Source organism: Nitrospira calida, assembly GCF_976986435.1.
In genome coordinates, this window is record NZ_OZ335950.1 from 1276392 (window position 1) to 1295024 (window position 18633).

The following is an 18633-nucleotide window of genomic DNA, read 5'->3' on the forward strand; positions in this document are numbered from 1 at the left end:
TGCGGCGTCACGATTCGGCATCCGGTCGGACGGCCGCCTTCGCTTCGTGATGTTTGGCTTCTTCCCACAGCGCGTCCATTTCGGCGAGTGACAGGTCACCGAGCGGCCGGCCCCGGCGTATCGCCTCCGCCTCGATGTGCCGAAATCTCTCCGAAAACCGGTTCGTGGCTCGCCGCAGCGCGTCTTCCGGATTGACGTTAAGCAGGCGGGCCAGGTTCACCAGCGCGAACAGGATGTCCCCGAACTCCATCGCCACGGCCTCAGACGGTGCTGACCCGGCACCCTCGGGCGAGGACGAAGCGTCGCCGGAGGGCGGAGAAGCCAGCTCGGCCCGCAGTTCACGGATTTCTTCTTCGATCTTATCGAGCACCTGCTCGATCCCCCGCGCGGTGTGCGGCCAATCGAAGCCGAGACGCGATGTTCTAGCCTGGACCTGGTACGCCCGCAGCAGAGCTGGCAAGGTGATGGGTACGCCGTCGAGGACGGAGCGCGCCTCTCCGGATTGTTCGCGCTCGGCCCGCTTGATGTCTTCCCAGCGGCTCAACACCTGATCGACGTCGACCGCTGATTCGCCCTGATGGTTTTGGGCAAAGACATGCGGATGGCGGCGGACGAGCTTGTCGGCCAGCGTCCGCATGACCTCCTCGATCGTGAAGGCGCCGGCTTCCGCCGCGATTTGGGCGTGAAACAGAACCTGCAGCAACAGGTCACCCAACTCCTCTTTGAGCTTGACCGTGTCCTGCCGATCGATGGTTTCCAGGACCTCGTACGCTTCTTCCAGGAGATAGGGCTTCAACGACTCATGCGTTTGCTTGCGGTCCCAGGGACAGCCGTCCGGCGCCCGGAGCGCGGCCATCAATTCCACGAGCTTGCTGAAACTGTACGACATGCGAGGGATCCTGATCCGCCAGCGGAAGCGCGGCAATGCGGACCCCATTATACCGACTTCCGCTGCCGCTTCAATGCCCGTCCGCGGCTTGCGCCCCCAATTCAACGTGTGATAGCTTACGTCTCGCTTTCTCTGCCTGGATGACGGTGGCGACGATGAGCGGAGCGGAGGAGAGAGGCTTTGTCATCCGAGATCGCCGGGGAAGGGGGAGTTCGGAAGAATCCTCGCCCGCCAGTCAGGCCGATACCGCGTCGGAAGTCCGTTCAACGGGCGCTTCCGCGCCGGCTGCGGGACAATCGCCCGGGTCGAATGTTCCCGTCACGTTTTCGTCCTTCGTCATCTCCCTCGGTACGTCCGCCTTTATGCTGATGGGCGAACAGGTGGATCCTCAGCAGCAAAAGATTCCGGTCAACCTTCCGCAAGCCAAAGAGATCATCGATCTCCTATCCGTTCTGGAAGTCAAAACAAAGGGCAACCTGACTGCGGAGGAGCAGGGGGTGCTGAGCGAGATGCTCTACGCTCTGCGCATGAAGTACGTCGAGTTGGCGACGGGCAAACACGCGATCCACACGCCGTAAACGCCGCGGTACCCCGGTTGCCGGCTCCTTCCGCCGGGGTTTTGCCCTTTGTCATCGTCGTGCCCGACGCGGTTCCTGTGTTGTCGCGGTTTGGCGAAGAGCTTTTGAGACGCCCCTGTGGATTCGCTATAGTGACGTGGCCGTGTGCAGGGGCCGTTCCGAGGGTCAGATGTCGGAACCGTTTGAAGTCGGCAAGTTCGAAACGCCGGTCGCGGCGCTGAAGCGTTCTGGCGATCAGCCGGGCGATACCGCGCCGTCGGTGAGCGGTGCAAAGGCGGCCATTCGTCCAATCGGCCAGGCGCCAGCAACTTCTACCGAGTCGGATCGCCGCATAAGGCACTTGCGGCCGGTATGGATTGTCTTGATTCTTCTCATTCCCTGCCTGGTCCTTACGGTCTACTACTCCCAGTACGTGCCGGGGCCCGCCGACTCCGGTTCGTTCCTCCCCAGCACCGGGTACGCCTTCGTGCTGTTGTTGATCAATCTTGATCTGATCGGTCTGGTTGTGCTGGTTCTGTTGCTCTCGCGCAACCTGATCAAAGCCTATTTCGAACGCCGGCACCGGCTGGCAGGATCGGGCTTCCGCGCCAAACTGGTCGCGGCGTTCATCGGCTTTTCGCTGATCCCGACCGTGCTCTTGGCGTTCGTGGCGAGCGGGTTGGTGAACAAGGCGGTGGACGTGTGGTTCAGCGATCAGATCGAGCGCGTGATGAAGGATTCCTACGAAGTGGCCAGAATGCATCACGCGGGCCACATCGCCTTGGCGGTGAACAGCGCGCGGGCCATCAGCCACGAAATTTACCGGGAAGATCTGCTGACGCATGAGCAGCGTGATCTGCTGGTGGCGACGATGGCGCGCAAGCGGGTGGAATACAACGTCGCTGGCGTCGAGGTCTTCTCCGCCAAGATGGAGACCCTCACCAAGGCGCTCAGCCCGGATGTGCCCGCGATGGTGCTGGATCTGCCGATCGGCCAACTGGTCCTGCAGGTGTTGAACGAAAAACAGGAGCTCACGTCTGTGCAGGAAGCGCAGAACGGGCGGCTGATTCGCGCGGGGGTGCCCATCGCCTCGAACGCCCGACGCGGCGAGATCGACGGCGTGGTCGTGGTGGACGCCTACGTGCCGGAATCGCTGTTGGCCAAGATGGAAGGCATCGGCCGACAGTACGCCGAGTACAAACAGCTCAAGGCGATGAAAAATCCCATCAAAGCGGGCGCGTACCTCTTCGTCGCCGTCATCACGGTCCTGATTCTGTTCGGCGCGACCTGGTTCGGCTTCTACGTCGCGCGCGGCATCACGGTGCCGATCCAGCGGCTGGCCGAAGCGACCGAGGCCATCGCGCAGGGGGACTTGAACGTGAACATCCAGGTCAAGGCCGCCGATGAAATCGGAACACTGGTGGAGTCGTTCAACCGGATGACCGAGGATCTGCGGTTCAGCAAATCGAAACTCGAAGAGGCCAACGTTTCGCTCCGCCAGTCCAACCTTGAGCTCGATCGCCGGCGTGCCTACATCGAGACCGTGGTGGATACGATCGCGGCCGGCCTGCTGTCGATCGACCGCCACGGGACCATCACGACCTTCAATCCGTCGGCCGAGCGCATTCTCGGCCTGTGGGGAGATCGGTTCCGCGGCCGGCCGGCTAATGAAGCCTTCAAGGAATTCGGGCTGGACCTGTTCCAAACGGTGTACGACCGGATGCTGGCCGATCAACGGGACAACCTGGCAATCGAAGGACAGGTGGAGGTGCAGGGCAAATTTCTCACCATCGGACTGAGCTGCTCGCGGATGCGGGACGAGGCCAACAAGGACCTGGGCTTCGTGTTGGTGTTCGAGGACCTGACCGAATTGATCAAGGCCCAAAAGGCGGCCGCCTGGCAGGAAGTCGCGCAACGGGTTGCCCACGAAATCAAGAATCCACTGACGCCGATCCAACTGTCGGCCCAGCGGCTGCGGAAAAAATTCTTCGACAAGGCGCCGGACTTCGATCGAATCTTCGACGAGTCCACCCAAGTGATCGTCAATGAGGTCGCCAGTCTCAAGCAGATGGTGGACGAATTTTCCAAGTTCGCCCGGATGCCGGCGCCGCGCCTGGCGCCGGGTTCGCTCCATGACGTGATCAGAGAAGTGGTCACCCTCTATCAGGGAGCCCATCGCGACGTGGAATTCGTGCTGAGCCTGGACGACGATCTTCCGACGCTCAATTTCGATTACGAGCAGATCAAGCGGGTGTTTGTGAACCTGTTCGATAACGCCGTGCAGGCCATGAATCAGAAGGGCCGGCTCTGGGTCTCGACGCGCTACGATATCAAGCGACGCCGGGCGATTGTGAGCGTGGCCGACGAGGGCGTGGGAATCGCGCCCGAGGATCAGGACAAATTGTTTGTGCCGTACTTTTCGCGTAAAAAAACCGGAACGGGGTTGGGCCTGGCCATCGTGCGCCGCATCATCACGGATCACGAAGGGCAGATTCAGGCGAGCCACAACCAACCTAAAGGGGCGGTGTTTACGTTCGAATTGCCGGTGTAGAAACCGTGACATGCGGCGTAGAATGGACGGGCGATAGGCTAATCGGCCGAGAAGGGCCCGCCGTTCTCGGCCGCGACGTGTCGCGGGTCACGCGTGACGCGTAATGAGGGGGGGAATGTCGGCGACGATTCTAATCGTGGATGATGAAATCTCCATCCTGAATTCGCTGAGCAGCATCCTGGAAGACGAAGGCTACGAGGTGGTCGTGGCGAAGAGCGGCCCCGAGGCGCTCAAGATCTTCGCCACGGATCCGCCGGATCTTGTGCTGCTGGATATTTGGATGCCCGAGATGGACGGCCTGGAAACCCTGCGCCGGATCCGCGAGTTGGCGCCCCAGGCGATGGTCATGATGATGTCCGGACACGGGTCTATCGAGACCGCGGTCAAGGCGATCAAGCTGGGCGCCTACGATTACATCGAGAAGCCGCTGTCGCTGGAGAACGTGACGCTCCGTGTCAGGCATGCGTTGGATCAGTACCGGCTTGAACAAGAAAACCTCAACCTCCGAATCAAAGTCGAGAAGCGGTTTGAGCTGGTCGGCGCGTCGCCGGCCATGCAGCGGCTCCGCCAATTGATCGCGACCGCGGGGCCGACCAACAGCCGTGTCTTGATTTCCGGCGAAAACGGGACGGGGAAGGAGTTGGTGGCCCGCGCCATCCATCAACAGAGTCCGCGCGCGGACCGGCCCTTCGTCGCCGTGAATTGTGCGGCGATTCCTGAAACGTTGATCGAAAGCGAGCTGTTCGGCCATGAAAAGGGGGCGTTCAGCGGGGCCATTTCGATGAAACGCGGGCAGTTCGAACAGGCCGACGGTGGCACCTTGTTCCTCGACGAGATCGGCGACATGAGTCTCAGCACGCAGGCGAAAGTGTTGCGCGTCCTGCAAGAACAGCAGTTCACCCGTGTGGGCGGGACGCGGGTGCTGAAGGTCGATGTGCGGGTCTTGGCCGCGTCCAACAAGGATCTGCCCAAAGAAATCGAAAAGGGAACGTTCCGGGAGGACCTGTTCTACCGGCTGAACGTTGTCCCCATTGAGGTGCCGCCGCTCCGCGAGCGCCGGGAAGATATTCCGTTGCTGGTACGGCATTTCATGCACCTGAATGCGGAGGAACAGGGGCTCAAAGCGAAGCAGGTCTCGCCCGAGGCGATGGACCTGCTCATGCAATACGAATGGCCCGGCAATATCCGGGAGCTCCGCAATTTGATCGAGCGCCTGCTGATCATGGTGCCCGGCCACGTGATCGAGGCGTCACACGTCGCGATGTCCCTACACCCCCGCCCCGCCGCCGCGGCTTTAGCCGCCGCTCCCGCCGCATCGTTGCTTACCAAACAGTATGACTCACTCCGCGACGCGCGGAATGCGTTCGAGAAAGAGTACATCACTCGGAAACTGCGCGAGCACAATTGGAACATCTCGCGAACCGCCGACGACCTCAAAATCGAACGCAGTCACCTGCATCGAAAAATTAAGCTACTCGAAGTAGAGATGCGGCCGGAGGGATAGGGGGGCTCGCGGGTTCCGTCGCTGTTGGACGGCCCCCTGCCTCACCGACTCGACGGCGTGCGCAAACGTGACGCGGGCTACCCGTCTGCCGCGGTGTTTGTTACAGCGCGCGTGCTCACCACTAGCGAGTCAGCGATGAAACCATGAGCGGCGAATCGGTGACTGTCACCATTGAAAAATTGGTGCAAGGCGGAAAGGGACTGGCGTGGCACGATGGACAGGTATTGTTCGTACGCGGGGCGATTCCAACGGAGATCGTGGCGGTCACCGAAGGGGCATTGAGGAGGGGCTATCGGGAGGCGGTGATCAACGAGATTCTCCGGGCGTCGCCGGATCGAGTCGTGCCGCCGTGCCCGGTCTATGACACGTGCGGGGGGTGCCAGCTGCAGCATATCCAGTATGAAGCACAACTCAAGCTCAAGCGCGACATGTTGGCTGAGACCTTGGCTCGGGTAGGCAAGGTGAAGGTCGAGGACATCGCGCCGGTCGTGCCTTCGCCGAACACGTACGGGTACCGCAGTTTGGTTCGCTTCACCGTGTTTCGTCAGCAAAACGGGTTTGCGCTCGGCTTCTACCAGGAAGGCTCGCATAAGCCGGTTGAGGCGTCTTGTTGCCTGCTGGTGCCGGATCCGGTCCGTCGCCTTGTCGCTCAGGTGAGTGAGGGGTTGGCCGCTCAGCGGAGTTTGGCGGTGCGGCTGGAAGCGCTGGAGGTGAAATATTCGGTCGCATTCGGTTCGATTCTGCTGGTTTGGCATACCGGCTCGGCAACACGGGAACAGGCTCGCGAACTCTGGGATCTGTGGGGCGACGGCCTGAACGTGGTTGGCCAGGTCGTCGTCAGCCGGAATGGAGCGCGATGGGTGACCGGTCAGGATTGGATTGCCGATCGACTCGACGGTCTGACGTTCCGGATCGGCGATCGGTCGTTTATGCAGGCCAACTGGGCGCTGAACGAGGCGCTTGCGCGGACGGTTGCCGAGTGGGCGGCCCCATCGCCGGGGCTGCGCGTGCTCGAATTGTTCGCCGGAATCGGCACGCTCGGGTTGTCGATCGCGAGGCGTGGAGCCCTGGTGACGCTGGTGGAAGGGAACCACCGGGCGATGGCCGATGCGCGACGTGCGGCGAGAATCAACCACGTCGGCCGGTGCCGGTTCCGGGCTGAGTCGGCTGAAGCGTTTTTGAAGACGGTGCATTTCGCTGAGTATGACGTGGCGCTGGTCGATCCGCCACGCGCCGGATTAAGCGAAACCTGCGTGCAAGGACTGGTGCGTCTCGGCGCCGCCCGGCTACTGTATCTCTCCTGTGATCCGCCCACCCTGGCCCGCGACCTGGCCCGCCTCTGCGCCGGCGGCTATCGGATCGTCCGGGTCCAGCCCTTCGACATGTTTCCCCAGACCGCCCACTTGGAAACGTTGGTGGAGTTGGCGCATGGGGCGCATCCTAGCGCAACCGTCGTTGTTACCGGGGAAACGGCGGAATGAACGGGGCGGTTGCGAACGGCGAGTGAAAGTCGGAGGACGACGGTTCTCGTGCGTTGACCGTCTCGGCGTCCCTCCGCTAAGATGCCCTTCCTTATGACGACCTACCGCCAAGCCGGAGTGGATATCGAAGCCGGCAACGAGTTCGTACGCCGGATCACGCCGCTTGTGCGTTCCACCTTTCGGCCGGAAGTGCTGACCGATCTGGGCGGGTTCGGGGGGCTGTTCCGCTTTCAGGCCGAGAGATATACCGACCCGGTGTTGGTTTCGGGGACCGACGGTGTCGGGACCAAGCTCAAGATCGCGTTTTTGATGGACCGCCACGATACAGTTGGCATCGATCTGGTCGCCATGTGCGTGAACGACGTCGCGGTCAGCGGCGCCGAGCCACTTTTTTTTCTCGATTATCTGGCGACCGGAAAACTCAGCGTGGCGAAGGCCGAAGCGATCGTGCGCGGCATTGCGGAGGGTTGCCGGCAGGCAGGCTGTGCGTTGATCGGGGGGGAGACCGCCGAAATGCCGTCCTTCTACGCCGAAGGGGAGTACGATCTGGCCGGCTTTGCGGTCGGGGTGGTCGATCGATCGAAATTGATCGACGGAAGAGACATCGTTCCCGGCGACGTGCTGGTCGGGTTGGCGTCCACGGGGCTGCACAGCAATGGGTATGCACTGGTGCGGCGTGTCTTGCTGGAAGAATGCGGGTTGAAGGTGGACAGCCGTTTACCCGAATTGACGCAACCGCTCGGCGAGGCGCTGCTGACGCCGACGCGCATCTATGCGAGGCAGCTCCTGACGCTCGCGCGCGAGTTTCCCATCAAGGGCATGGCGCACATCACCGGGGGCGGGATCACCGAGAACCTGCCGCGGGTGTTGCCCAAAGGATGCCGGGCAAGAATCCAGCGCGGGGCTTGGCCGGTGCCGGCGATTTTTGGAGCGATTCAGGAGCGCGGGCGCATCGATCGGGACGAGATGTATCGCGTGTTCAACATGGGGATCGGGGTGATGCTGATCCTGCCGCAAGCGGCCGCCGAAGGAGTGATCGCCCGTGCTGCGCAACTGGGAGATCCCGCGTACCAGATCGGTGAAATCCTGGCCGCCGAGTCGGATGTGCCACGGGTTGAATATGTCGGGTAAGCGCGCGACGCCGCTCCGCCTCGGGGTCTTGGCCTCCGGACGGGGATCGAATCTTCAAGCGATCATCGACGCAATCGAAGCCGGGTCGCTGGCGGCTCAGATCGTGGTGGTGGTCAGCAACAAGCAGAACGCCCAGGCGCTCGAACGGGCGAGAAAGCACGGGGTGCCCGCTGTATTTCTCGATCCCAAACCCTGTGCCGGCCGACCGGACAGCCGGGAGACCTACGACCGTGCCATCCTGGAGGTGCTGCAAAAATACGATGTGGAATTGGTTCTCCTCGCTGGGTATATGAAAATCGTCACTCCCGTCCTGATCAATGCATACCAGAACCGCATGATGAACATCCATCCGTCGCTGCTGCCGGCCTTTCCTGGCTTGGACGCGCAAAAGCAAGCCTTGGAGTGGGGAGTCAAGCTCGCCGGCTGCACGGTCCATTTCGTCACGGAGGGGGTGGATGAGGGACCCATCATCATCCAGGCCGCAGTGCCGGTGCTGGATGAGGATACGCCTGAAACCCTGGCCTTGCGGATTTTGGAGCAGGAACACCGGATCTACCCCCGAGCAGTCCAGCTCTATGCCGAAGGCCGTCTGCAAGTGGAAGGACGTTGTGTCCGTGTGGCCGATGCCGCATCGGACGCGGCGAGGGCGATACGGAATCCCGCGTAGCATGGCGACTCTGGATGAGATTCGCGAGGAACAGATTCGGATGCTGCGGCTCCGCCTGCGCGTGGATCTCACGTGTTACCGATTGCGTGTTGCGCGACTGAGCCGGGAGGAGGCAGCGGCGTTGATCGAGCGCACGAAACAGGAGATTCTCGATCTCTTTCCGGAGAAAGAGCAGGTGTTCGAATTGGTGCTGCGGCCCCGATTCGAACGCATCCTGCAGGAACGAGCTTGGGCGGAGTGGGGCGTCGCCGACTCGCTCAATTAGCGCGAAGTTTCGGTAGAGTCGCCGGCAGCGGTTGTGTATAATCTCGGCGATTTCAAGCGGCGGGCGCCGTTCTTCCTCCCCGTCTCCTCCGCAGCCAAGCAGCCCGGGCAATTCCGTCCTGGCAGCACCTGCGGTCAAGAAGCCGGCGCTCGCTTTCTTTGTTAGCTAACAGCTCACAGCGAGCAGCTAACAGCACAAAGTTCGGCTATTCGCTGACAGCAAGGTGGGGGGCTAGCTCAGTTGGGAGAGCACGACGTTCGCAACGTCGGGGTCGCGGGTTCGACTCCCGTGCCCTCCACCAAACCAACCTTTGGTTGGGCCAGCGGTTCGTTTGCGGTTTATTGATTGAATGTGACGCCGCCGGATCAAACCTTTCAGGATCTGTTCCTTCTCAAGGCTCACGTCCTGCATTCCCGAGATGAATCCACGACAGGGAGTTTCGAAGAGAGGCCATCAAACCGGGCTTACCTCGTGCCGGTTGCTCCCCTGCGGTTTATCATAACTGTCACGACCGGATAGGATCGTCAACCTCGCTGTGTCAGATCCACCTCGCTTTGCGCGATCCGGCAGCTTTTCATTGCTTAATCGAGTTCGTTGGTGCCGGATAATCCCCCCGTCACATTTATATACTTGTGATTCGACCGGAATTTGAAACCGCGGACCGGAGGCTGCGAAGGGGCGGGCCACTTTACTGAATCTTCAATACACCACTTCGACGCGGTCGAGAAACGCCAGCAGGGCGTCAGCGTGCCGGCTAATCTCTCCCGCATCACGGTGCGCCGACGCGCGTTCCAGCGCCGTTCCGATCTCGCTGATGGTGTGGAAGCCGTAGCCTCCGCCGTCTCCTCGCATCCGGTGGCCTAAAAGCCGGATCTCTTCAAAATCTTCCCGTTGGAGGGCGGCTTGAATGGCGGCGAGGTCTTTGCGCCGGTTTTCCAGAAACCGCGGGATCAGGGGTTTCAGGTCAGGATCCAGCCGGACCACGATTTTCTCGTGAGGAGGCGTGTTGGGTCGGCTCATGTTGCGTTGCGTCCTTTGTACGTCGCCAGCATGTTGAGCAGCGTCGCTTTTTTGATCGGTTTGGTCATGTGCGCGGTGCAGCCCGCCTCGAAGATTTTCACCGCTTCCTCTTTGAGCGCCAACGCCGTGAGCGCGACGATCGGCGTCCCGGGAAGGCGCTGATCCCGTTCCCACCGGCGGATCGCGCGGGTGGCGGCATAGCCGTCCAGCACGGGCATCTGCATGTCCATCAACACCAGGTCGTAGCGACCCGCCTTGAATAGATCGACTCCGATTTGCCCGTTCTCCGCCACATCCAGCGTGTGCGGGGTGGACTTCAAGTAGGATTGAATCAGAAGCTGGTTGTCAGGCGAATCTTCGACGAGCAGGATGCGCAGCGAGTCGGCGGGGCTTGCAGGTGCGGCGGGAGGCGGGTCGGGAGGCGCGGGCGACAGACCTTTAGTTCGGCCGAGCGCGATGCTGATGATTTGCAGCAGGTCCGACCGCCGGATCGGTTTCACCAAATAGCCGCCGAGTTCCAGTTCGTACGTGCGTGCGATATCGTCGGCCCACCGATCGGAGGTCAACATGATGGTCGTCAAGCCTTGGAGCGGTGGCATGTTTTTGACTCGTTCGACGACCTCGAATCCGTTCATGTCGGGCATCCGGCAGTCCAGCAACAGGAGCTGGTACGGCCTGCCGGCGTCCGCGGCCCGCTGGAGTTCGGTCAAGGCCTGCTGCCCGTTCCCAGCTTCCGTCACGACGGCGCCCCACGCCGTCAGGGTTTCGCGCAGGATCAGCAGATTGGTTGGATGGTCGTCGACCACCAGTGTTCGGAGACCGGCCAGATCGTGGGTGAGGGGCGGTTTGGGTCTCGGCGGCTGCGGTGGAATGGAGAGCCGGACCACGCAATGGAACGTGCTGCCTTGGCCCTCGGTGCTCTCGGCCCAGATTTTCCCGCCCATCCGTTCGGCCAAATGCCTGGAGATGAAAAGGCCCAATCCGGTCCCCCCGTACTTGCGCGCGGTGGATGCATGGGCTTGGGTAAAACTTTCAAAGATGGCCTCGAGTTTGTCCTTCGGGATGCCGATGCCGGTGTCGGTGACGGAGAAACGAATGGTGCCGGGTTGGTTGCTGTCCGGGTCATTGAGAACGCGGACGACGACGGAGCCGCGATCCGTAAACTTGATGGCGTTGCCGATCAGGTTGACGAGGATCTGATGCAGACGATTCGGATCGCCGAGCAGGTGAGTGGGTACGTCGGAGGCGACGTGGCAGGCGAGTTCCAACCCTTTCTCGTTGGCGCGCATCGCTAGAATCTCGAGGACTTTATCGATCAGCTCGACAAGGTCGAACTCGATCATCTCCAGTTCAAGATGTCCGGCCTCGATCTTCGAGAGATCGAGGATGTCATTGATGAGCGACAGGAGATTGCCGCCGGCCCGCCTGAAAATGCGGACGAATTTTCGTTGATCCGGGCTCAACTCCGTTTCCCACAGCAAATCGGCCATGCCGATGATGGCATTCATCGGGGTCCTGATCTCATGGCTCATGCTGGCCAAAAACTCGCTCTTGGCCCGATTCGCCACCTCGGCGGTTTCCTTGGCGATTCGCAACGCCTGTTCCGCTTCCCGCCGCTCGCTCGCCTCCATGGCAAGGGCGACGATGGTCGCCAGGGAACTGGCGAACTGTTCTTCTTCCGCGGTCCACTGGCGGGGGCCGCCGACATGTTCATGGCAGAGCACTCCGACGACCTGCCCCTTTCGGCGGATCGGCGCGTCCAGCATGGCGCCGATGCCGAGCGGTTGCAGGTAGGATTGGGCGAATTCCTGGGTCCGGGGGTCCCGGTGCGCGTCGTGGGCGGCGAGGGCTCGGTCTTCGTGGTCCAACGCCGAAAAATATGCCGGATACTCGCGGGCGGACAGGGTTGCGCCGGAGGAATGGCGATCGCAGGACAGCTCGTAGAGATCGCACAGCCGGATGATCGAGCGGTCCTCGTTGTACAGCCAGATGCCGGACCGCTCGACTTCCAATGCCCGGCATCCGGTCTTGGTCACGGCCTGAAAGGCCTGCGCGAGGTCCCCGCCGCTGACGGCCTCGCTCTTGGCCAACTCGAGGAGCGCGTGTTGGTATCGCTGCAAGCTGCCCGCCCGTCGTTGCTCGATCAGTTCGGATCGTTTGCGCTCTGAGATGTCGCGGGCTATTTCGACGTAGCAGACCGGCGAACCGGCGGGGTTCCGGATGGCGAACAGCGATACCTCAAAGGTTTTCTCGGTTCCGTCTTTCGTGCACCCGTTGACTTCGCCGCGGTAACCTCCCGCCGTCTCCAATCGCCGCAGGATGGCGGCAAAGGTGTCCGACCCCAGGATGACCTCGGGGGTCTTGCCGACCAATTCGCGGTCGGCGTAGCCGGTCAATGCGGCATGCGCAGCGTTCTGGTACGTAAAGCGCCCTTGCAGGTTGAGAATCGCGATCGCATCTTCCGCGTGCGTGATGATTTCCCGGTAGAGATGCAGATTCTCCTCGCTCCGCATCCGTTCGATTTCTGCCGCGGCTCGGGAAGCCAAGACCTTCAGGATCGGGGTGATGCGGCGTCCGCCGTTGAGGGGCTTGTCGTCCATGATGCAGAGGTGCCCGATCGTATGGCCGGACCGGTCAAGCATTGCGATTCCCAGATAGCTGACCGCTCCGAGATCGGCCAGGAACTTGTCGTTGGGAAACAACTCTTGCACCGAATGTCGATAATAGGCCTTGCCGTGTTTGACCACGTTCTTGCAGGGGGTTCCGGTCGTATCGTATTCGTCGGGCGAACCCGGCTTGTTTCCCATCCAGGAAGCCAGGATACGCATGCATGACGAGTCGCCGCCCACCAGTTCCGTCACAAACACGTATTTCACGCCGAGCGCGCGCGCGAGATGCCGGACGAGCGCGGCCAAAAACTCGCTCCCTGTCACGGAAGCGGTTCCTTCCACCACCGCTCGTTGCACGCGCGCCCTCCATTCTTTCTCGGAGGCGCTCGGTTCGTTCTTCTTTCGCGATCGCTTGTGACGTTCCCGGTCCGGCGTCGCACCGGACCGATTCGGCTCCGGCGGGCGTGCCCGGACGAGCGAGGCGAATTTGGCCGATATCCTGCGCAAGGCTTCTTCGGCTCGCTTGCGGGCGGCCCGTTCGAGTCGCAACGCTTCTCTGAGACGATCGGAGCGCGTCGCGCGTGTCACTGTTCGTTTAGAGCGGGCGGAGATGACTTTTCTGGCCATCGTTCCGATTTCGGGGTTCTCGTTCCTATCAGCCGAGCGGTGTCTTCCCATGGCCCGTTCCGGCTTAAGCGTGTTTCCCCGGGACCTCGCTCAGGGGGCAACCGCACCGCGCAGGACGCCGCCCGCCTCATGTCTTCAAAGCCGCGCCAGCCGTCGGGAAGAGGCGAGGGGGTATCGTCGCAGCGGGAGGTGAGAAGCGGCAGAAAGTCGTGATCGGCACAAACCTGATGGCTCCGGTTTCTGTCAGGTCAGTCTTTGTGCGAGTCCTCGACCAGCGAGAAAAGGCTTGCCTGTTTGGTGCGGTTCCGGCCTTCCTGCTTGGCCTGATACAACGCTTGGTCGGCTGCTCTGATCAGGTCGGTCGGCGATGCCGCACGAGTGGGGATCGCGCTCGCGACGCCCAGACTGATGGTGACCTGCTCTCCGGTCGAATGAGAAATCCCCGCCGTTTCCACCTTCCGCCGCAGCGTTTCAGCCACCTGGGCCGCTCCGTCCGCATTGGTACCCGGGAGCACAACGACGAATTCGTCTCCGCCGTAGCGGGCGACCAGGTCACCTGGCCGGTTGACCGCGCTGGAGATGACGCTAGCAATCTGCTTCAAGCATTCATCTCCGGCCTGGTGGCCATTGCTGTCGTTGTAATATTTGAATCGATCGATATCGAGCATGATCAGAGAGAGCGGGGTCGCGTCGCGGACAGCGCGCCGCCATTCCTGATCCAAAAAATCGTCGAACTGGCGCCGGTTGGTGATGCCGGTGAGGCCGTCCAGGCAGGAAAGGCGCAGCAGCATCTGGTTGGCCTCCTGGAGTTGGCGCATCACTTCGAGCAATTCCTGTTCCCTGGCGCGGCGGCGGTCGATCTCATGGACCAGCCGCAGGACGGACCGCACGCGCGTGAGGAGTTCGACCTTGTTGATCGGCTTGCCGATGTAATCCATTGCGCCGGCTGCGAACGCCAACTGGAGGTCGACCGGATCGGTCTTGACCGTCACCATGATGATGGGAATGTCGCGCAGCCGTTCGACGGCCTTGATTTGGCGGCATGCCTCGATGCCGTTCATCTGCGGCATCATGATATCCATCAGAATTAGATCGACGCGGGCGAGGGTCTGCCTCCCGCCGTCCAAGCCGAGGTGGCGGAAGGCTGCGGCGGCCGAATCGGCTACGATGATGTCTTCATAACCGGCTGCGCTCAGGATCGACTGCAGGAGAAGACGGTCGTCCTGGGAATCGTCAACGATTAAAATGCCCATCGAGGCACCCTGTTTCGCGAGGTCGTCTTACGTAGGCACGTCCACCGAGCCGGATGGTAGCAGTTAGTGCTCATAAACACCAGGATAAAGCTTCTTGATGCAGGGTGCGCAGAGCCCGTGACTAAACTCCGCCTCCGAATGTTCCCGCAGGTATTCTTCCAATTGCTGCCATGCCCCGAGGTCGTTTCGGATTTTCTTGCACGACGCGCAGATCGGGATCAGGCCGCGCAGAGTTTTCACCTCCCGGAGCGCCCGTTGCAACTCTTCATTGCTGGCGCGGAGTTCCTGTTCCTTGGCCTTCCGGCAGTCCATCTCGCGCTTCAGGGCGAGCGCCGATGAGACCCTGGCCTGCAGCTCGACGCGGTTAACCGGTTTGTTGATGTAATCAGTCGCGCCCGCATCGAAGGCCTCTTTGAGGTTCGACGGATCGTTCTTGGCGGTCACCATGATAATCGGGATATCCCGCAGGTGCGGTCGGGATTTGATCAGACGGCAGGCGGCCACGCCGTCGATCTCCGGCATGAGATAGTCCATCAGAATCAAATCGATGGCCGGAGATTGCGGTTCGGACAGCTCGGACAATCTCGCCAGCGCCACCGCGGCCGATTCGGCCGTCACCACGTCGAGATAGCCGGCCTGGTGGAGGAGGGTCTGAAGCAACAGACGTTGGTCCTGGGAATCATCCACGATCAGAATGCTCATGCGTACACGGCTCTCTGAACGTGACCGGGAAATCCGAAGACGCCGGTGGAGCGGCGCTGGGCACGGTGAACGGCGCACGGGGCGTTCGGGTCTCCGAATCGCCCGAACTCGATCGAGTTTCAGAAAGTATAGCAGGGCTAGCGAAGTCTCGACCGGACCAGGTCGCTGATCAATTTTCCATCGACGGCTTGGCCGGCCAAGCGAGCCATGAGGGTTTTCATGACGATCCCCATGTCTTTCAGCGAGGTCGCGCCTGTTTCTTGAACGACGGCATCGATGATTTGGGTGACCTCCTCCGCGGTCAATGCGCGTGGCAGATAACTTTGGATGATCGCGATTTTCTTGAGTTCCTTGTCGGCCAAGTCTTCCCGCCCGGCCTTGCCGTAGTGTTCGACGGCTTCTTTGCGTTGCTTGATCAATGAGGCCATGATGCGGGTCATCTCCGCGTCATCCAGATGTTTCTTGAGTTCCAGTTCCTTGTTCATGACTGCTGCCTTGATCATGCGGATGACATCCATACGGAGCTGATCCTTGGCCTTCATGGTGTGTTTCAGGTCTTCGCCGAGACGATCGTGAAGCGACACGGGGCTCCTGTTGACTTGTTGATTGTCGATCCGCCGAAATCGCCGGTGTGGTCGACAAGAGCAGAATAGCCCGGTGTTCCGATTCCGTCAATCGGTCTGCCGCTTCGGTCATTGGTTCTACGCTCGAGACGCCGGGTGCCGGCTTCGCGCGTAGCTCCGGAGCGCGTCGTACCAGGCACAATGGCTTTCCGTTCGGAAGGGGAGTAAGATGTATATATATCGTCCTCCCTTGCGGTCGTGGCGGGCTGGGAAGGTTGATCCACGAAAGGGCGCACGCCGTGGTTCGGTCACCCGCATTGGCAGGCTTGTTTCCGGGAATGATCCTGTCTGCGCTCATCGGATGCCACTTGCCTACGCCGCCGGCTGCTCCGGTTTCCGCCACCGACAGGCTCTTGCCTCCTTCGTTTACTGTCCCGCTCGATGTGCAGCGACTGGCTGTCTTGTATCCGAAGACGTCCAATCGTGAGTTGATGGATGCCTACATACGCCTGGAGGGCGCGGCGTTTCAGCTCAAAGCGCAACGTCCGTCTCTCAGGATCATCGAACGGTTCCACCTCGCCACGGTGCTGGACGAGCAACGGTTCCAATTAGGAGGAGCGGTGTCCGAAGAGTCAGCCATCCGGCTTGGCCGGTTGCTGGGCGTGGACAGTGTGTTGATTTATCGCATCGAGGGCCCCACGCTGAGAGAGCGGCTTTGGGCCAGACATCATGAGGATCTGCCCCCCTACACGGTGACCAGTAAGATCATCCGGGTTGAGAGCGCCGAAGTCGTGTTCCACAACGTCGTGACGGCGCGGGTGGAGCAGTCGGATGGTTGGAGTGTAGCGTCGGCCGATTCACAGGATTTCCAGCGGTTGGGTCGAGCCGCGTTGGAGCGGGGTATAGCCGAAACGGTGGCGAATCTTCGGCTGGCGTTTCAGTAGGCGGCTCGGTCGGCTCATTCCAGCATGCACAATAAACGAAGGAGGATCGCTTATGAAAGGAGGCGCGCAAGGGTGGGTGCGGAAGATCGGGGCGACGGGGCTATCGCTCGGCGTGTGTCTGTGGTGGGCGGCCTGCGCGGGCGAGCAACCGAAAGGGTCCATGCACCCGACGCCTCAGCAGGTTCGCGGCAACGCCGATCGGGCCTTTGAAAAGCTGAAGCAGGAAGAACAGATACGAGTTGGAAACGGTGAGGCGATGCCGCGATAGGCGTCATGTTCGGCAGAGCCGGCCGCCGTCAGGCGTGGGAACGTTTCCTGCTGAAGAGCTGAACGAGCCACGTGGTCCGTGCCAGTTCCCGAATCAGGCGAGTGGGAGAAACGGGTTCGACAGCTCGCGGTTCGCGGAAGGTGCCCAGCAAGCCTGCGGACACCACCAGCCGGAGCAAGCCGGAAATGAGAAAGACGATGGGAAGGTTGGAGACCGGATGAGCCTCCAAAGGCAAGTAAGCGACGGGGACGGCTAAGGGCGTCACAACCGTCAGCCAGCTTCCGATCAGGGCCCCGACGATCCATCCTGCCGCGTTGATCGCATTGGTCACCGCGACGCCTTTGGCTTTGTTTTCGGAGGGAACCGCGTCGAAGACATAGTTCTGCAGTCCAAGGGTCATGCCCGCCCAGATCACGCCGCCCAGGAAATTCACGGTCAACAGAAACGCCAGATTCGTACTGAGCAAATATAGCATCGGCAGAAACGGCACCGACCAGCCAGTCACCTCGATCACCCACTTGTTGCCGAATCGGTCGCTGATGCGGCCCCAGTGTGTGAGCGCAATGAATTGCCCGAACGTGCCGGCCGCCAGCCAAGCGGCGTATTGCAGGTAATTGAAGTGGAGGTCGCGAAGCAAATAGATGACGAAAAACGGACCGGCGATGAGGACGCACACGTGCATAAGTCCGGAAAACAGCAGGAAGCGTCTGAAGTCACGGCTCGACGATTGTCCGAGAAAATCGAATAAGCACCCGCTGGATTCCTGGGATGTCGGCTCAACCGGATCGTCGATTTTGGTCAGACAGTAGGTGGACAGGCTGCGCGCCACCGCGGCCACCAGAAAAATCAGCGCAAACCCGATCCATGGAGCCTCTGAAGATCGTCCGGCGTCGAGGAGGAGCCCGGCTGCGAACAACGCGCAGAAGCTGGCGATCGCCATGAAACGCGCGCGCTGAGCGAAATAGACGCCCCGGCCGTTCGGGACTACGAAATCGGTGATCAGACTGTTCCATGCGGGAATGGCAAAATGGCCCATTGCTACATGGATGGTCGCTAGGGCGATCAGCAGCCAGGGAGCTGCCCGGGGAAAGAGGAGCGGAAGGGAGAAGATCGGCAGCCACAGAGCAGCCTGTCCCGCCGCTCCCAGCAGGATCAACGGCTTTCGAGGAACGCGGCTCAGCGCTTTCACGGAAAGCAGCTGAGCCAAGGTTCCGATAAGCTGGGGGAGCGATGACAGAATGCCGATCTGGAGAGGCGTGGCGTGCAAAAAGAGCGCGAAGGCCGAAAGGTAGTTCTCTCCTGACCCTTGAGCGACGGCTTGAAAGGCGCCTTCATGGATGCCGTACCTTCGGTTGCGCTCGTGCGAGGAGGCCGGTTTATCCATGACGGTGCCGGAAAGCCCTTCGGCAGGTTGTCCAGATGTCGATGAGGTCACGAAGTCAAATGAATCCGTCTCGGTGCAAGCGACGAAGTACGGAACGCGGTCTCCGCGCCATTATAGCAGACCGCTCCTCAGAGCCGACCAACCATTGAAATGCCTGAGGCTATGCAGTAGGCTGATAAGGTGAACGGAACATCTCACCATTGTTTGCCCGGTTTGAT

At 61.1% G+C, this 18633-nt stretch carries 16 protein-coding genes and 1 tRNA gene; 10 read left to right on the plus strand and 7 right to left on the minus strand.

Annotation, left to right across the window (positions count from 1 at the left end; all coding sequences use genetic code 11):
• Window positions 1-7: 7 nt before the first annotated feature.
• Entirely contained in the window at window positions 8-889 is an 882-nt protein-coding gene (gene mazG / locus ACWHTU_RS06255) for a nucleoside triphosphate pyrophosphohydrolase (protein WP_447862514.1), read from the minus strand.
• 155 nt (window positions 890-1044) lie between these two features.
• Here mazG and ACWHTU_RS06260 point away from each other — a divergent pair, with 155 nt between their 5' ends.
• The 8 genes from ACWHTU_RS06260 to ACWHTU_RS06295 all read left to right on the plus strand — a co-directional run bounded on the left by ACWHTU_RS06260 (window position 1045) and on the right by ACWHTU_RS06295 (window position 9346).
• Complete coding sequence (locus tag ACWHTU_RS06260; protein WP_447862516.1) at window positions 1045-1467, plus strand: DUF1844 domain-containing protein; 423 nt, start codon at window positions 1045-1047, stop codon at window positions 1465-1467.
• Between the two features lie 169 nt (window positions 1468-1636).
• The gene (locus tag ACWHTU_RS06265) at window positions 1637-3997 is read left to right on the plus strand and encodes an ATP-binding protein (protein ID WP_447862518.1); all 2361 of its coding nucleotides are present in this window, start codon (window positions 1637-1639) and stop codon (window positions 3995-3997) included.
• A gap of 115 nt (window positions 3998-4112) precedes the next feature.
• Entirely contained in the window at window positions 4113-5501 is a 1389-nt protein-coding gene (locus ACWHTU_RS06270; protein ID WP_447862520.1) for a sigma-54-dependent transcriptional regulator, read from the plus strand.
• A gap of 143 nt (window positions 5502-5644) precedes the next feature.
• Complete coding sequence (gene rlmD, locus ACWHTU_RS06275) at window positions 5645-6982, plus strand: 23S rRNA (uracil(1939)-C(5))-methyltransferase RlmD (RefSeq protein ID WP_447862522.1); 1338 nt, start codon at window positions 5645-5647, stop codon at window positions 6980-6982.
• Window positions 6983-7075: 93 nt separating this feature from the next.
• Window positions 7076-8113, plus strand: coding sequence for a phosphoribosylformylglycinamidine cyclo-ligase (gene purM, locus ACWHTU_RS06280; protein ID WP_447862524.1), 1038 nt, complete (start codon window positions 7076-7078; stop codon window positions 8111-8113).
• Entirely contained in the window at window positions 8103-8780 is a 678-nt protein-coding gene (purN, locus tag ACWHTU_RS06285; protein WP_447862526.1) for a phosphoribosylglycinamide formyltransferase, read from the plus strand. The genes purM and purN overlap by 11 nt, the downstream gene beginning before the upstream one ends.
• A 1-nt stretch (window position 8781) precedes the next feature.
• The gene (locus tag ACWHTU_RS06290) at window positions 8782-9045 is read left to right on the plus strand and encodes a hypothetical protein (RefSeq protein WP_447862528.1); all 264 of its coding nucleotides are present in this window, start codon (window positions 8782-8784) and stop codon (window positions 9043-9045) included.
• 225 nt (window positions 9046-9270) lie between these two features.
• A tRNA-Ala gene (locus tag ACWHTU_RS06295) sits at window positions 9271-9346 on the plus strand.
• A 398-nt stretch (window positions 9347-9744) separates the two neighbouring features.
• On the opposite strand, the gene ACWHTU_RS06300 is transcribed toward ACWHTU_RS06295, so the two are convergent.
• From ACWHTU_RS06300 to ACWHTU_RS06320, 5 genes are all read right to left on the minus strand, one after another.
• Entirely contained in the window at window positions 9745-10065 is a 321-nt protein-coding gene (locus tag ACWHTU_RS06300; protein ID WP_447862530.1) for an Hpt domain-containing protein, read from the minus strand.
• A complete protein-coding gene (locus ACWHTU_RS06305; protein WP_447862532.1) occupies window positions 10062-13352 on the minus strand; it encodes a response regulator in 3291 nt (1096 codons plus the stop codon). The genes ACWHTU_RS06300 and ACWHTU_RS06305 overlap by 4 nt, the downstream gene beginning before the upstream one ends.
• Before the next feature lie 197 nt (window positions 13353-13549).
• Entirely contained in the window at window positions 13550-14554 is a 1005-nt protein-coding gene (locus tag ACWHTU_RS06310) for a diguanylate cyclase domain-containing protein (protein ID WP_447862533.1), read from the minus strand.
• A 63-nt stretch (window positions 14555-14617) separates the two neighbouring features.
• Entirely contained in the window at window positions 14618-15256 is a 639-nt protein-coding gene (locus ACWHTU_RS06315; protein ID WP_447862535.1) for a response regulator, read from the minus strand.
• Window positions 15257-15393: 137 nt separating this feature from the next.
• Complete coding sequence (locus ACWHTU_RS06320) at window positions 15394-15840, minus strand: GatB/YqeY domain-containing protein (protein WP_447862537.1); 447 nt, start codon at window positions 15838-15840, stop codon at window positions 15394-15396.
• A gap of 278 nt (window positions 15841-16118) precedes the next feature.
• On the opposite strand from ACWHTU_RS06320, the gene ACWHTU_RS06325 reads away from it, so the two are divergent.
• Together ACWHTU_RS06325 and ACWHTU_RS06330 are read left to right on the plus strand one after the other, a co-directional pair.
• Entirely contained in the window at window positions 16119-16763 is a 645-nt protein-coding gene (locus ACWHTU_RS06325) for a hypothetical protein (RefSeq protein ID WP_447862538.1), read from the plus strand.
• A gap of 52 nt (window positions 16764-16815) precedes the next feature.
• Entirely contained in the window at window positions 16816-17031 is a 216-nt protein-coding gene (locus ACWHTU_RS06330; protein WP_447862540.1) for a hypothetical protein, read from the plus strand.
• 28 nt (window positions 17032-17059) lie between these two features.
• On the opposite strand, the gene ACWHTU_RS06335 is transcribed toward ACWHTU_RS06330, so the two are convergent.
• The gene (locus ACWHTU_RS06335; protein WP_447862541.1) at window positions 17060-18415 is read right to left on the minus strand and encodes an MFS transporter; all 1356 of its coding nucleotides are present in this window, start codon (window positions 18413-18415) and stop codon (window positions 17060-17062) included.
• Window positions 18416-18633: the final 218 nt, after the last annotated feature.

What these genes read in the sequence shown, in the direction of transcription:
- ACWHTU_RS06305 (WP_447862532.1), bottom strand. Translation starts at nt 13,352, where the DNA reads ATGGGAAGACACCGCTCGGCTGATAGGAACGAGAACCCCGAAATCGGA.
- rlmD (WP_447862522.1), top strand. Translation starts at nt 5,645, where the DNA reads ATGAGCGGCGAATCGGTGACTGTCACCATTGAAAAATTGGTGCAAGGC.
- ACWHTU_RS06265 (WP_447862518.1), top strand. Translation starts at nt 1,637, where the DNA reads ATGTCGGAACCGTTTGAAGTCGGCAAGTTCGAAACGCCGGTCGCGGCG.
- ACWHTU_RS06315 (WP_447862535.1), bottom strand. Translation starts at nt 15,256, where the DNA reads ATGAGCATTCTGATCGTGGATGATTCCCAGGACCAACGTCTGTTGCTT.
- purN (WP_447862526.1), top strand. Translation starts at nt 8,103, where the DNA reads ATGTCGGGTAAGCGCGCGACGCCGCTCCGCCTCGGGGTCTTGGCCTCC.
- ACWHTU_RS06270 (WP_447862520.1), top strand. Translation starts at nt 4,113, where the DNA reads ATGTCGGCGACGATTCTAATCGTGGATGATGAAATCTCCATCCTGAAT.
- mazG (WP_447862514.1), bottom strand. Translation starts at nt 889, where the DNA reads ATGTCGTACAGTTTCAGCAAGCTCGTGGAATTGATGGCCGCGCTCCGG.
- ACWHTU_RS06310 (WP_447862533.1), bottom strand. Translation starts at nt 14,554, where the DNA reads ATGGGCATTTTAATCGTTGACGATTCCCAGGACGACCGTCTTCTCCTG.
- purM (WP_447862524.1), top strand. Translation starts at nt 7,076, where the DNA reads ATGACGACCTACCGCCAAGCCGGAGTGGATATCGAAGCCGGCAACGAG.
- ACWHTU_RS06290 (WP_447862528.1), top strand. Translation starts at nt 8,782, where the DNA reads ATGGCGACTCTGGATGAGATTCGCGAGGAACAGATTCGGATGCTGCGG.
- ACWHTU_RS06330 (WP_447862540.1), top strand. Translation starts at nt 16,816, where the DNA reads ATGAAAGGAGGCGCGCAAGGGTGGGTGCGGAAGATCGGGGCGACGGGG.
- ACWHTU_RS06335 (WP_447862541.1), bottom strand. Translation starts at nt 18,415, where the DNA reads ATGGATAAACCGGCCTCCTCGCACGAGCGCAACCGAAGGTACGGCATC.
- ACWHTU_RS06300 (WP_447862530.1), bottom strand. Translation starts at nt 10,065, where the DNA reads ATGAGCCGACCCAACACGCCTCCTCACGAGAAAATCGTGGTCCGGCTG.
- ACWHTU_RS06260 (WP_447862516.1), top strand. Translation starts at nt 1,045, where the DNA reads ATGAGCGGAGCGGAGGAGAGAGGCTTTGTCATCCGAGATCGCCGGGGA.